This is a genomic window from Mesorhizobium sp. CNPSo 4684 (assembly GCF_057784315.1).
The window spans coordinates 42867-56484 of sequence record NZ_JBWLUX010000017.1; the positions used below are offsets into that span (position 1 = coordinate 42867).

At 63.2% G+C, this 13618-nt stretch carries 12 protein-coding genes; 5 read left to right on the forward strand and 7 right to left on the reverse strand.

All coding sequences use genetic code 11. The annotated features are described in order from the left end of the window. Positions 1-65: 65 nt before the first annotated feature. The 7 genes from AC04SG_RS17625 to AC04SG_RS17655 all read right to left on the reverse strand — a co-directional run bounded on the left by AC04SG_RS17625 (position 66) and on the right by AC04SG_RS17655 (position 8387). Positions 66-1865: a winged helix-turn-helix domain-containing protein gene (locus tag AC04SG_RS17625; RefSeq protein WP_488552072.1), complete on the reverse strand. Its 1800-nt coding sequence runs from the start codon at positions 1863-1865 to the stop codon at positions 66-68. A gap of 139 nt (positions 1866-2004) precedes the next feature. Next, complete coding sequence (locus AC04SG_RS17630; protein ID WP_488552073.1) at positions 2005-3408, reverse strand: MATE family efflux transporter; 1404 nt, start codon at positions 3406-3408, stop codon at positions 2005-2007. A gap of 187 nt (positions 3409-3595) precedes the next feature. Beyond that, positions 3596-4357, reverse strand: a complete 762-nt coding sequence (locus tag AC04SG_RS17635) for an SDR family NAD(P)-dependent oxidoreductase (protein ID WP_488552074.1) — start codon at positions 4355-4357, stop codon at positions 3596-3598. A gap of 10 nt (positions 4358-4367) precedes the next feature. Then, positions 4368-5180: an ABC transporter permease gene (locus tag AC04SG_RS17640; RefSeq protein WP_488552075.1), complete on the reverse strand. Its 813-nt coding sequence runs from the start codon at positions 5178-5180 to the stop codon at positions 4368-4370. Continuing rightward, positions 5180-6043: an ABC transporter permease gene (locus AC04SG_RS17645; RefSeq protein ID WP_192255222.1), complete on the reverse strand. Its 864-nt coding sequence runs from the start codon at positions 6041-6043 to the stop codon at positions 5180-5182. The genes AC04SG_RS17640 and AC04SG_RS17645 overlap by 1 nt, the downstream gene beginning before the upstream one ends. Positions 6044-6106: 63 nt before the next feature. Continuing rightward, complete coding sequence (locus AC04SG_RS17650; protein ID WP_488552076.1) at positions 6107-7270, reverse strand: ABC transporter substrate-binding protein; 1164 nt, start codon at positions 7268-7270, stop codon at positions 6107-6109. Next, positions 7251-8387 carry an ABC transporter ATP-binding protein gene (locus tag AC04SG_RS17655; RefSeq protein WP_488552077.1) on the reverse strand — a complete coding sequence of 379 codons (1137 nt, stop codon included), beginning with the start codon at positions 8385-8387 and terminating at the stop codon, positions 7251-7253. The genes AC04SG_RS17650 and AC04SG_RS17655 overlap by 20 nt, the downstream gene beginning before the upstream one ends. Before the next feature lie 113 nt (positions 8388-8500). Between AC04SG_RS17655 and AC04SG_RS17660 the strand changes: the two genes are divergently transcribed. From AC04SG_RS17660 to AC04SG_RS17680, 5 genes are all read left to right on the forward strand, one after another. Then, the gene (locus AC04SG_RS17660; protein WP_488552078.1) at positions 8501-9310 is read left to right on the forward strand and encodes a response regulator transcription factor; all 810 of its coding nucleotides are present in this window, start codon (positions 8501-8503) and stop codon (positions 9308-9310) included. 95 nt (positions 9311-9405) lie between these two features. After that, complete coding sequence (locus tag AC04SG_RS17665) at positions 9406-10323, forward strand: AraC family transcriptional regulator (RefSeq protein ID WP_488552079.1); 918 nt, start codon at positions 9406-9408, stop codon at positions 10321-10323. Positions 10324-10552: 229 nt separating this feature from the next. Then, positions 10553-11824 carry an ABC transporter substrate-binding protein gene (locus tag AC04SG_RS17670; protein WP_488552080.1) on the forward strand — a complete coding sequence of 424 codons (1272 nt, stop codon included), beginning with the start codon at positions 10553-10555 and terminating at the stop codon, positions 11822-11824. A 99-nt stretch (positions 11825-11923) separates the two neighbouring features. Further along, entirely contained in the window at positions 11924-12790 is an 867-nt protein-coding gene (locus tag AC04SG_RS17675; RefSeq protein WP_192255234.1) for a carbohydrate ABC transporter permease, read from the forward strand. After that, positions 12787-13614 carry a carbohydrate ABC transporter permease gene (locus AC04SG_RS17680; RefSeq protein ID WP_488552081.1) on the forward strand — a complete coding sequence of 276 codons (828 nt, stop codon included), beginning with the start codon at positions 12787-12789 and terminating at the stop codon, positions 13612-13614. The genes AC04SG_RS17675 and AC04SG_RS17680 overlap by 4 nt, the downstream gene beginning before the upstream one ends. Positions 13615-13618 lie beyond the last annotated feature (4 nt).

A 13618-nucleotide genomic window follows, 5' to 3' on the forward strand; every position in this document is an offset into this window, starting at 1 on the left:
GGACCTGATCTCTGGCTGATCTTTCGCTGCCACCGCCGATAAGCTCGATCAGGAGGCAGGCAGGATCAGAGGATGAGTTCTTGCATGGAGCCATCGCCGGGCGGCTGGCTCTCGCGCGAAAAGCTGTGGCGAAGCGTTGCAGCTTCCTCTTCCAGGCGCCGAGATCCCAGATGGCGGGCCGATCTCTCTGCCGCGGTGATCTCTACTTTCGCTCCGCTGACGTCACCCGATCTCAACAAGGCGCTGGCGAGCTGCAGCCGAACCCTTGCCGCGTGATATTCGACGCCTGCGCTGGTCCAAAGCTGCCGGGCCAACAGTAGAAGCCGATTGCCGTTCGGGTCGCCTGGCTCGCAAAGGGCTGCTTTGGTTTCGGCTATCAAGGCCTGCGTTGCCGGTTGCCGCCAGCGCTCTGGCTGCGCATCGATTTCGTGGAGATAGATTGACGCCTGGGCAGAGCGCCCACCGCGCGCCGCTATGCAGGCTGCGTTCACCAGCAGGTTTCCGCGCCGCTGCAGATGGAACCATGACATCCCTTGCAGAGCCCGATCGAGCGCGGCAAGCGCCCCGTCCAGATCGCCTGTTTCGAACAAAAGCACGGCATTGCCCGGTTCCGCGTCCCAGCCCAGTGCATAAGCCTGGTCGTAGTCGGCGCGCGCCGATGTGAGCTCGCCGATCATGGCGAAGATATCGCCGCGAACGCGGAAGCCTTCGCCGAGCGACCAGGATTCCTCCGCGGAGAGTTTGGGAAGCGCTTCGTTTATGCAGGTCAGGGCTTCAGGCAATATCTGCTGCGCCGCGACCACTTCGGCGCGGTGAAGGTCACACGCGCCCGAGGTCTGCGCGAAACTTGCGGTGCACCAGCTTTCAAAACCTTCGCTCCACTGGCGAGCACGGGGCCAATCGGCGTACGTCCTGCAGCTCCAGAGTATATTGCAGTAAACCAGACTACCGGTGATCGGGTCGACCTGGCTCGACAACGCGATCGCCGCCGCATGGTTTTGCTGCTCGCTGCCCTCCTCGATCTTGCCGAGGGCGAGGTTGAAAAACCCCTTGTATGTCAAAGTCAGAGCTCGCAGGCCGGGATCGTCGCAATTTTCAGCTATCGCGTAAGCGGCTGACGCCAGCTGCAGCGCTTCCTCGGGACGGCCGCCCGAGGATGCCAGGCGCGACCTCATCCACAGCAGATATGCTTGCGTAGCATCGTCCGGCGACTGGGACAGAAGCGACGCAGCACGCTCCAGCCATCCCTCTGCAACGGCCCCTGATCCGCGCTCGGCCTGGATCTTTGCGAGCGTGACAGCGGATCTGGCGGCGCGGGCCAAGTCGCCGGCCTCGACGTGAGCCGCCACCGCGCGGGCCAGCACAGGGATCGCCGAGGTAGGTCGCCCACCACATTCGACGACCAGAGCCCAGAGATCGACATCAGCAGGAGAGAGATCTTCATTGTCCGCCAAATGCGCGAAAAGTTTTGCAGCCGCGCTCCAGTCGCGCAGGGCTGCCAGCCTGCGGGCCTCGGCAAGCATGTCGTCCCCTTGCAACGAGGCAGGCCGGACATAGCCCAGCCCCGGTTCATCGATGGCGAAGCGATAGCCGTGGCGAACGTAGCTGTGTATCGCGTCTTGCAGGCCACCGGCTGCCAGCGCCTTTCGAGTGAGGCTGACCACGCGCTGAAGTGATGCTTCCGTCACGATGACATCCGGCCAAAGAGCGTCCATCAATTCGTCCTTGGGGACCACCCTGCCGGCGTTGCGCACCAAGTACACCAGCAGGTCAAAGACGAGCGGCTGGATTTTCTGCCCAACGCCGCTTAGCGACAGTTTGCGGGCAGCTTCATCCAGTTCGAATTGTCCAAATGAGTGTTGCATCGCCCCTTTCCGATGCAACAATCTACCTTATCAGCTTTGACTAGGGGAGAGGCCTGGGCCGAATGTCGGCAAGGCTAGGTTGGATCGGTAGCCAACGGCAGCTTTAGCGACAGCAACTGGCGGACCGATTGGTGCGCCATCAATGGCTGAAGACGAGCGGCGGCGCGATGCGGTCGCGCCTGAGCCAGCGGGCCAGGAGCAGCACCGCCACCACCGCCAGCCCCGACGCCAGGCCGATCCAGATGCCGACGCCGTGCAGGCCGAAATGGAAGGCGAGCAACACGCCGAGCGGCAGGCCGATGCCCCAATAGCCGACGGCGGCATAGATCATCGGCACCTTGGTGTCGTGCAGGCCGCGCAGCATGCCGGCGGCAACGGCTTGTGCGCCGTCGAAAATCTGAAACAGCGCCGCAAAGGCCAGGAACGACACGGCAAGGGCGATCACCCTGGCATTGACCGGATCGGTCATGTCGATGAAGGCGCTGATCAGCAGATGCGGCCACAGGACCATCACCAGCCCCATCAGCGCCATGAACGAGACGCCGATGACGAAGGCGGTCCAGCCGGCGCGTGAAACGCCTGCCGGATTGCCGGCGCCATGGGCCAGGCCGACGCGCACCGTGACCGCCTGGTTGAGGCCGAGCGGCACCATGAAGGAGATCGAGGCAATCTGGATGGAGATGGCGTGCGCGGCCAGCGAATCCGCATCGATCAGGCCCATCAGCAGAGCTGCCGCATTGAAGATCGTCACCTCGAAGGCGAGGATGCCGGCGATCGGCAGGCCAAGCCGCAGCAGGCCCTTGAAGCGCGGCCAGTCGGAACGCCAGAAGCGGCCGAGCAGCCGGTAGCGGCGGAACTTCTTCTCCAGCATCACCACCGCTGCCAAGCCGCAGAACATCAGCGTGCTCGACAGCGTCGTGGCAAGTCCTGAACCCGCAATGCCCATCGAGCTGATCCCGAGATTGCCGAACATGAACACCCAGTTGAAGAAGGCGTTGCAGGCGACGGCGACGAAGACGATGACCAGCGCCCAGCCCGGCCGCTCCAACGCCGAGATGAAGGAGCGCAGCACGATATAGCCGTAGAAAGGCAGCACCGCCCATTCGAGCCAACGCAGATAGATACCGGCTTGATGGGCGAGCGCCGGCTCCTGTCCCATGGCCAGCAGAATGGCTTCCCCATGCCAGAGGAAGATCCAGATCGGGATCGCGATCAGGATCGCCAGCCACAGGCCCTGGCGCACGGTGCGGCGCAGGTCGCGCACGGAATGGCGGCGGCGGCCAAGCTCGGTCGCCATCATCGGCGAGGTCGCCAGCATCAGGCCGAGGCCGAAGATCAGCGGCATGAAATAGAGGTTGGCGCCAAGTGCGCCGCTGGCCAGCGTGTCTGCGCCCAGACGCCCCATCATCATGACGTCGGTGGCCGTCATCGCGGTCTGGCCGAGATTGGTCAGCACCATCGGCCAGGCGAGCGCCAGCGTCGCCCTGATTTCCTGACGCCAAAGATTTTCCGGCGCATGAGCGCCGGCTTCGATCGCAGACATTGTCCTGCTCTTTCCGATTGCGGCGCGTCGGCAATAGGCCGGAAGCCGCACTTCCAAACGGCAAAACCTTCGGTTTCGCGGCGTTTGTGCCGTTCTATTGGACGAAATGCGACATTAAGGCAAGGGAGGAGGGACAGGCAGAGATTGAGCCAGAGGCGCGAGACCCTCCCATCCGGCCGTCCTTGGATCAGCCGATGCTTTCGCCGCCGTCGATGACCAGTGCCTGGCCGGTCATGAAGGATGAGCGGTCGGAGACGAGGAACAGGATCGCTTCGGCGATCTCCTCGGCGCTGGCCCAGCGACCCATCGGGATCTTGGTGCGGACATAGGTCTCGATCGCTTCGCGTCCGCCCATCTGGGCGATGAACGGCTCGTTGAAGGGCGTATCGACCCAGCCGGGGCAGAGCGCGTTGACGCGGACATTATGCCGGGCATAGTCCAGCGACATCTGCCTGGTCATCGCCACCACCGCATGTTTGGAGGTGGCATAGGCGATCATCTCGCGGTCGTAGAATACGCCGGAATTCGAGGCCGTGTTGAGGATGACGCCGCCACCTTGCGCGACCATTGCCGGCATGACGATCCGCGCGGCCAGAAACTGCGCCCGTACATTGATGCGCCAGGACGCATCCATGCCATCGACTTCGACCTCGGTCAGCGCCCCGCCGACCTGGATGCCGGCGTGATTGTGCAGGATGTCGATCCGCCCGTGCTTGTCGAGCGTGCCACCAATGAGTTGCTCGACAGCCGTGTCGTCAGCGACATCGGTCGCGATCGCTTCTGCCTGCCCGCCCGCCGCGTGGATTTCGGAAGCCGTCGCCTCGCCGCTGGCCTGATCCCGGTCTGCGATGACCACGACCGCGCCCTCCCTGGCCATGATCATGGCGCCGGCGCGGCCGATGCCGGAGCCGGCGCCCGTTACCACGGCGATGCGGTCTTTGAGGATCATGATGCGGCTTTCAGTTTGCCGGCTTGCGCTGGCGCAGCTGCCATTGGGCAAGCACCACGAGCAGGACCGAGGCGACGAGCACGATCGTCGCAATGGCATTGATTTCCGGCGTGACGCCGCGCCGGATCGAGGCGAAGACATAGATCGGCAGTGTCGTCTGCGCGCCGGCAACGAAGAAGGCGACGATGAAATCGTCGAAGGAGAAGGTGAAGGCAAGCAGGAAGCCGGCGACCACCGCCGGCATGATCTGCGGCAGCACGATCGAGCGGAAGGTGGTCAGAGGCGTGGCATAGAGATCGCTGGATGCCTCGACCAGATTGCGGTCGAGGCTGGCGAGACGCGTGCCGACGATCATCGTCACCAGTGCCATGGAGAACAGGCCATGCGCGGCGATGATCGATCCATAGCCGAGCGACAGGCGCGGCGGCTGGCCGTCAGGCCAGATCGAGGCGAGGAACGGGTTGAGCACGCCAAACAGCTGGACGAGCGCAACCAGGGTGGAAATGCCGATGACGACGCCGGGAACGACGATCGCGGCACCCATCAGCGCGTCGAAGACGGCGCGGGTTCTGAGCCCGACCCGCGCCAGGCCGAGCGCTGCTGCCGTGCCGCACACCGCCGCCAGAAGCGCGCTGGTGGTGGCGATGAACAGGCTGTTCTTCAGCGCCTCGACCAGGAACGGGTTCGACAGCGCGGTGCCATACCACTGCACCGAAAAGCCGGTGAACTCGCTGGCATGACGGCCGGCGTTGAAGGAGAACAGCACGACCAGCGCAATCGGCAGATAGAGGAAGGCGAAGACGGCGGTGACGAAGGCGCGCATCAGATCAGGTCCACCCTGCGGGCGCCCGACACCCGTGTCGAAATGCGGTTGGCAGCAATCAGCACCACCACCGAAACCGCCACCAGCGTGATCGCAATGGCCGATCCGAACGGCCAGTTGCGCGACTGCAGGAACAGGTCGACCAGCGCGTTGCCGATGAAGAACACTTTGCCGCCGCCAAGCAGCGTCGGGATCAGGTATTCGCCGAGCAGCAGGATCATGACCAGCGAAAAGCCGGTCATCACGCCGGGCAGCGAAAGCTTCAGGGTCACGCCCAGGAATGTCGAGAGCGGCGTCGCGCCGAGATCGGCGGAGGCTTCCAGCAGCCGCCGGTCGAGCCGTTCGAGGCTGACATAGATCGGCAGGATCATCAACGGCAGATAGCCGTAGACGATGCCGAGCAGAACGGCGCCCGGCGTGTTGATCAGCCTGACATCCTCGATGCCGACAAAGGCGAGCAAAGCCGGAATGCCGCGTCCGCCCAGAATGTACATCCAGGCATAGGTGCGCATCAGAAGGCTGGTCCAGAACGGAATGACGACGAGCGCAAGCAGGATCAGCCGCCAGCGTTGCGGCGCCTTCAAGGCAAGGTAATAGGCGACCGGGTAGGCGACGAGCAGGCAGGCAAGCGCGCCCACCGGCGCCAGCATCATCGTGTTCCAGAAAGCGGTCGCCCGCGCCGGAAGGTTGGCGTATTGCGCCAGCGTGAAGGCGGCCTGGTAGCCGCCCTCCGGCGCCCGCTCGCCGACGCTGAACACGGCAATGGCGATGAATGGCAATACCAGAAACACCACCAGCCACACTGTAGCCGGAGCGAGCAGCAGCGCTGTCAGGATGTTATGCCGAAATCTGTTGCCGTGCATGAAAAACCGCCCCGATGCCGGCGGACATAGGCCCGCCGGTTGCTTGTCTCATTCAGGCCGGCTTCAAGCCGACTTGAAGCGCGCCATCAGCTCGGCGCGACCGGGATCGGTAAGCGTCGCCGCCGCGCCGAATTCCAGCGGCGTCAAAAGGTCGGCCGCCGGATAGAGGATCGGATTGTCCAGCACTTCCTTGGGCAGCAGCTTGTTGACGCGTGCGTCGGTCGAGGGCGCGCCATTGGCCAGATGCTCCTTCACCGCGACTTCAGGGTTCATCAGATAGTTGAGCAAGGCGTAGCCGGCAGGCTTGTTCGGCGCGTCCTTCGGGATGGCGTAGAAGTCGGTCCAGATCTCGCCACCCTCCTTGCCCAGCACATAGGCGATCTCTGGGATATCGCGATGCAGCTGCGCGCCGTCATTCGTCCAGCACATGGTCATCCAGGCGTCGCCCGCCCGCATTCCGGGCTGATAGTCGGAGGAGACCGCGAACAGATGCGGCTTGACCTTGAGCAGCAGTTCCTCGGCCTTGGCAAGTTCGTCCTGCTTCAGCGAGTTGAAGGAATAGCCGTAATATTTCAGCGCGTTGCCGATGGTGGTCAGCTGGTAGTCGTGCACCATGGTGCGGCCATCGCCCTCAGCCATGGCGACGTCCCAGAACTCCTTCCAGCTGGTCATCGGCTTGGCCAGCTTCTTGGTGTTGACGGCAAAGCCGGTCGTGCCCCAGTTCTTCGGCACCGCATAGGTCGTGCCGTCGATCGTGCCTTCCGAGGTGAAGCGTGGGTCTTCCTGGGAGCCGTCGAAATTCGGCAGCTTCGCCATATCGAGCGGATCGATGATGCCGAGTTTCTTGTAGGTCGAGATGGTGTAATTGGTCGGCACGAACAGGCTCCAGCCCGAAGCGCCGGCCTGCAGCTTGGCCAGCATCTCCTCATTGGAGCCGAAGACGTTGACCTCGACGGCGACGCCGGTGTCCTTCTTGAAGTTTTCGAAGGTCTGCGGGTCGTGGTAGTTCGGCCAGGTGGCGATCGACATGCGGTCGCCAAGGTTTTCGGCGGCGAAGGCCGGCGTCGGCATGATGCCGATCTCGCGCGCCATCACCGCGGTTGCGATGCCCAGGCCGGTGAGGCCGAGGAAGTCGCGGCGGCCGATCGAGCCGCGCTTCAAACGCATTAGCTGGTCGACGAAGTTCTCAGGGCTTATCGGCAGTCCGTCACGATATGATTTCGACATTTTTTGCTACCCTCTGGTTGGTCCCGTTGTTCTTGATCTCCGGAAACGCCAGCGGCGTCCCGGAGGCAAAGCCGATGGCGACGGGTTCACCCGGCTTGAAGAGATTGCCATGGCCGATCACATGGTCGGCCTTGGCCAGCAGCGTTCCGATGCCCTGGACCTCGATGGCGTATTCCGCGGTCGAGCCCAGAAAGATCCGGTTGCGCACGATGCCCTTGAACGGGCTGCCTTCCGTGGCGCCGAGGCTTAGCGATTCCGGACGCAGACTGACCGAGACGGTCTCGCCCTTCCGCAAGGCGGTTCGCTTGCGCGCGGCAATGACGGTGCCGTCGGCGAGCGCCACGTTGACCAGGTCGCCCGAATGCCCGGCGACCTTGCCGCTCAACAGATTGGTCTTGCCGACGAAATCGGCGACGAACAGGTCCGCCGGCTCGTCATAGATCTCGTTCGGCTGCCCGAGCTGAACGATGCGGCCGCCATTCATGACGCAGACGAAATCGCTCATCGACAGCGCTTCCTCCTGGTCGTGGGTGACCAGCACGAAGGTGATGCCGATCTCGCGCTGCAGGTTCTGCAGCTCGATCTGCATGTCGGTGCGCAGCTTCTTGTCGAGCGCCGCCAGCGGCTCGTCGAGCAGCAGCACCGCCGGCTTGTTGACCAGCGCGCGCGCCAGAGCCACGCGCTGCTGCTGGCCGCCGGAGAGTTCGTGGATCTTGCGGCCGCCATAGCCGGCGAGCCGCACCATTTCGAGGGCCTCGCCGGCGCGCCGGCCGATCTCCTGCGACGACAGCCGTGGCCGTGCCTGGCGCAGCCCATAAGACACATTGGCTTCCACATCGAGATGCGGAAACAGCGCATATTGCTGGAACACCATGTTGACCGGCCGGCGATAGGGCGGCGTGCCGGCCATGTCCTGGCCGCGGATGAACACCTGGCCTTCGCTCGGCTGCTCGAAGCCGCCGATCATGCGCAGACATGTGGTCTTGCCGCAGCCGGACGGGCCGAGCAGGGCGACAAAGGCGGAGGGCGGAATGGCTAGATCGATGCCGGTGACCGCGGTCACCGCGCCATAGCGCTTGGTGACGCCGCGAAACTCGATGTCGGGCACTGCGGTCAAAGTGCTGGCTCCAGCAACAGGGCTATTTCAGGACGCTACCAGAGCCAATGGCGGCTAGTATATACCTCGCTGGTGGTATATCTGATCTATTTTCTCGTTTAAGGGGGTATAGGTTGAGTGCGTCCCGCAGCGACGAATACAGCCAGCTCGCTGCGCTTGTCGCGGCGACGCGAGAGACCAGCGGCGACCTGTTCGGCAGCGCGATGGTCAATTGGCTGAGGCAGCATGTCAGCTTCGACCACTGCGTGATCTTCGGCTATCGCGGTGCGGCGCGACCGCCGCTGCTGTTCGAAACCTTCTCGCCGGCCGAAAGCCATGTCTTCGTCACGCTCTATCAGGAAGGGCCCTATCTGCTCGACCCGTTCCACCACGCGGCTGTCGAGCGCAAGGAGGGGTTCTGGCGCATGCGCGAACTGGCGCCCGACCGCTTCTATGCCAGCGAGTATTTTCGCACCTACTACAGCCAGACAAGACTCGCCGAGGAGGTCGGCTTCTTCGTGCCATTGCCGGGAAAGGATGCGCTGGTGCTGTCGCTCATGCGATTGCAGGCCTCGGGGCCCTTCGGCACCGCCGATGCCAGGCTGCTGCGCGACATGGCGCCGGCGGTGATCGGTTTCGCCCGGTTGCGCTGGCCAGCTCTTGCGACCGACGAGCCGGACGAAGCGGAGCAGGACGAGACGATCGCCGCGACCAACGAGTTCGACCGTGCGCAAATCTGGGAGAGCCTGTCGCTGACAGCGCGCGAAAAGCATGTCGTCGACCTGGTGCTGCAGGGGCATTCCACCGAGTCGATCGCGAGAGCGTTGCGCATCGTGCCGGGAACCGTGAAGGTCCACCGCCGCAACATCCACCGCAAGCTCGGCATCAAATCCCAGGCCGGACTGTTCGCCCGTTTCATCGAGATCATCGAGAGCCGGCGCTGACGTCGTGAAGATAGAGATCGTTCACTTGCCGGCGACAGACTGCTAGGAACAAGCCGAAACCGGACCGCATCCGGATTTCGCCCGGAGAGCAGACGATGGCATTCAGGCGCAGAAAGAATACGGCCGCGATCCCACGCACGGTGCCTGCCTTCGAGCATATCGTCACCGAGGCGAGCGACAGTTTCCTGTGGCGCGTGGACGACTATCCCTGGGAGCGCAATGTCTGGAATTTCCATCCGGAATACGAAATCCATCTTTTGCGGAAATCCTCCGGCGTCGTGCTGGTCGGCGACCATATCGGCGAGTTCGGGCCGGGCTATCTGGCCATCGTCGGCGGCGGGCTGCCGCATGACTGGGTGACGGCGGTGCAGCCCGGTGAGCTGATAGAGGGCCGCGACATCGTCCTGCAGTTCGACCCGCAGCGGCTGCGCGGATCGGCCGGGCTGCTGCCGGAACTGCGCGAGCTGGAGCCGTTCCTGGAGCGGTCGCTGCGCGGCATCGTCTTCCACGGCCGCACCGCGCTCGACGGCGCGGCGCTGATGGAGCGGATGGGCACGGTGCATGGGCTCGCCCGGCTCTGCCTGTTCCTCGAACTGGTGGATCTGCTGGCCAGGACCGACGAATACGAGCTTTTGTCGTCACCGGATTTCTCACCCGCCCTCGATGCAACCTCGCTTGATATCATCCAGCGCACGCTGACCTATCTGTTCCAGCATTTCGCCGAGGACCTGAAGCTGCCGGAGGTGGCGGAACTGGCCGGCATGAGCGAAAGCACGTTTTCGCGCTTCTTCCAGAAGAACACCGGCAACTCCTTCAGCGACCACATCGCCAAGCTCCGGCTCTGGCAGGCCTGCAAGCTGCTGGCCGACACCGATATTCCGATCACCGACATCTGCTTCCAGGTCGGCTATATGAACATATCCAACTTCAACCGCGCCTTCCTGCGCAAGCACAAGATGACGCCGTCATCCTATCGCAAGCTGTCGCGGCAGCGGCTGACGATGCGCGCCTGAAAACCGGCCTTTCCGGCCCATCGGTACTCACCTGACGGGCACCGTCCCTAAGGAGACGGTTTTGCAGCGCACAATGCATAAAAGTACAGGTCTGCTGCAACGGGGCTTCTAGCGCGGCCTTTAGCAACTCCTCATTTTGGCGATGGGTGGCTTGTCGCTCGGGCGATGGCGAGGATCGCGCAAACCGAGGACTTCCGCTTCCTGCGACTGTTCCTGGAGGAGAAAATCAATGAAACCAATTCGGCTCGCTGCGAGCTTAAGCGCAGCTTTCCTGCTCACCACCACCCTCTCGACCATGGCGCTGGCGGCGCCGGTCTGCTCGGCGCCGGTCAAGGTGCTGGCGCAGCCGCGCGACGGCCTGACGCTGCTGGAAGAGTCCAAGGACGAATTCCAGAAACTGGCCGGCGCCAGCTTCCAGATCGACTATCTCAACGAGAACGACCGCCGCGCAAAGTCGCGCGCCGACGCCTCCACCGTCGGCAACTACAACGTCTACTATGTCGACGAAGCCAATGTCGCTTTGTTCGCCTCGTCGAAATGGATCGTGCCGCTGGCCGATTATTATCCGGCTGATTACGACTATGCCGATTTCGATCCGGGCCGGCAGAAGGTCGCCACCTATGACGGCAAGGTGTGGTTCGCGCCACTGACAGGCGGCGGCGACCTGATGGTCTATCGCAAGGATGTGCTCGAGGCCGCCGGTATCCAACCGCCGAAGACGCTTGATGAACTGATTGCCGACGTGCCGAAGCTGACTGACCCGGACAAGGGCATGTATGGTATCGCGCTGCGCGGCGCGCGTGGTTCGGGCGCCAATGTCTGGCGCTGGATGCCGTTCTTCAAGGCCTATGGCGGCAAGTGGTTCGATGGCGACAAGCCGGCTTTCAACTCCGAGGCTGCCTTCAAGGCGACCGAGACTTACCTTAAGCTGTTCAAGGACTCCGCGCCTGGCACGCAGACCGGCAGCTGGGACGAATCGACCGGCGCGTTCCTGTCGGGCCAGGTCGCCATCCTCGTCGAATCCACACCGCTGTCGGGTATGGCGGTCGACCCGAAGACGTCGCAAGTGGTCGGCAAGATCGGCTTCCTGCCACCCCCTTCGCCGCTGACCGGCGGCGGTTATGGTCATGGTCTTGCCATTGCTGCCAAGGCCAATGCCGATGACGCCTCGAAGAAATGCGCCGGCCTGTTCATTGCCTGGGCGACGTCGAAAGAGAATGAGAAGCGCCGGCTCGACGCGCACCAGTTCGGCGAGCTCAACCGCACCAGCATCTTGTCCAGCAAGGAGTTCGCCGACATCTATGGCGCCGATCTCGGCCAGGCACTTGCCGAGACCGGCAAGGTGACGGCGGTCAACTTTTGGCAGGATCCGCGCTGGCCGGATCTCGGCGACCGCTGGGGCATTATCCTGGAAGAGCTGGTCACCGGCACGCGCACCGACGTCAAAGGCGGCCTCGACGAACTCGAAGCCTACGCCAACGAGCTGATGAAAAAGAAGTAATCCTCCCGCCCGCGGTGCGCGGTCCACGGCATTCGGTGGAATGCCGGGACCTGTGCGCCGCGGGTCTCCCCCCCGAAAGGCATAGCCCGAGGATAGGCAATGCGCCGACGCTCTTCCCTGCCCGTGACGTTTCTGGTTCCGACGCTCGCCATTCTCCTGGTGCTGTCGATGGTGCCGACGCTCTACGCCATCGTCATCGCCTTGCAGAACCGCGAACTGAGCTCGTCGGACTATTCCTGGGTCTGGCTGTCGAACTTCATCGATCTGTTCCTCGACCGGCGGTTCCTCAACGCCGTCTGGGTGTCGGTGAAATGGGAAATCGTCACCGTCGTGGCGACAATGGTGGTGGCGATCGGGCTCGGCGTGCTGATGTTCGAAGTGGCGTCACCGCGGCTGCGCAACATCTACTGCCTGCTGTTCATCATCCCGGTGCTGTTGCCGCGCGTTTCGGCGGCCTTCGTGTGGAAGTTCGCCTATCATCCGCTCTACGGCATCGCCACCTACCCCTACCGGCTCATCACCGGTGGACTGATCTTCGATCCGCTGTCCAAGCCGTCGACGGCCTTGTTTGCCGTCGCCTCGGTCGATGTCTGGCAGTGGGGACTGTTCTTCGCCGTCATCGTGCTGAAGCTTTTGGAGACCTTGCCGCCGCAGCCGATCGAGGCGGCGCGGCTCGACCACGCCAAGCGCTGGCAGATCCATGCCTATGTGACCTTGCCTATGCTGAAGGCGCCGCTGATCAGCCTGATGTTCGTCAAGATGATCGAGTCGTTGCGTTCCTTCGACCTGATCTATGTGATGACGCGCGGCGGGCCGGGCGTGGCGACCGAGACGCTCGACATGTATGCCTTCTCGCAGGGCTTCATCGAATCCGGCAAGGTGTCCTACGCCTCGGCCATGGCGGTGCTGATGATGATCGCAACCGTCATCACCTTCACCATGTTGTGGAAGCGGGTGCAGGCATGAGGCCCCATCGCACAAGATTAGGCCTGATCATCGGCAAGACCATTCTGGCCTTTGCCGGCTTCATGGCGGTGTTTCCGCTCGCCTGGACCGCACTCAATTCGCTGAAGAACAATGTCGACATCATCACCCGCGTGCCGCGCCTGGTGTTTTCGCCGACATTCGACAACATCCGCTACATTATCGGCCGCGACAGCGTCATGACCGGGCTCCACAATTCGGTCATCGCCTGCTGCTGCGCCGTGCTGATCGGAGTCGTGCTCGGCCTGCCGGCGGCCTATGCGGTGGCGCGCTATCCCAACCGCTTCGCCGGCGACATCCAGTTCTTCGTGCTGTCGCTGCGCTTCCTGCCGCCGGTCGCGGTCGCCATTCCATTGATGGTGATCTGGCTGCAGATCGGACTCTACGACACTTTGCCGGCGCTGATCGTCACCTATTCGCTGCTCACCATCTCGGTGATTATGTGGCTCGCCATCCCTGCCTTCCAGGCAGTGCCGAAGGAAATCGAGGAAGCGGCCTTTGTCGACGGCTACGGGGCCTATTCGGTGTTCTGGCGGATCGCGCTGCCGCTTGCGGCGCGCTCGCTGATCGGGGCCGTTGCCTTCAGCTTCGTGCTGGTGTGGAACGAATTCCTGATCGCACTGATGCTGTCGAGCTCCGACGCCAAGACCTTGCCGATCGTCGCTTCCGAACTGTCGCAGCAAGGCATGAACGTGCCGTGGGGCATCCTCAATGCTTCGGTCGTGCTGCTGTCGATGCCGCCGCTGCTGTTCCTCGGCGTGCTCAGCGGCTTTCTGAATTCTGTTTTCCGGCAAAAAAAGACTTGATGCG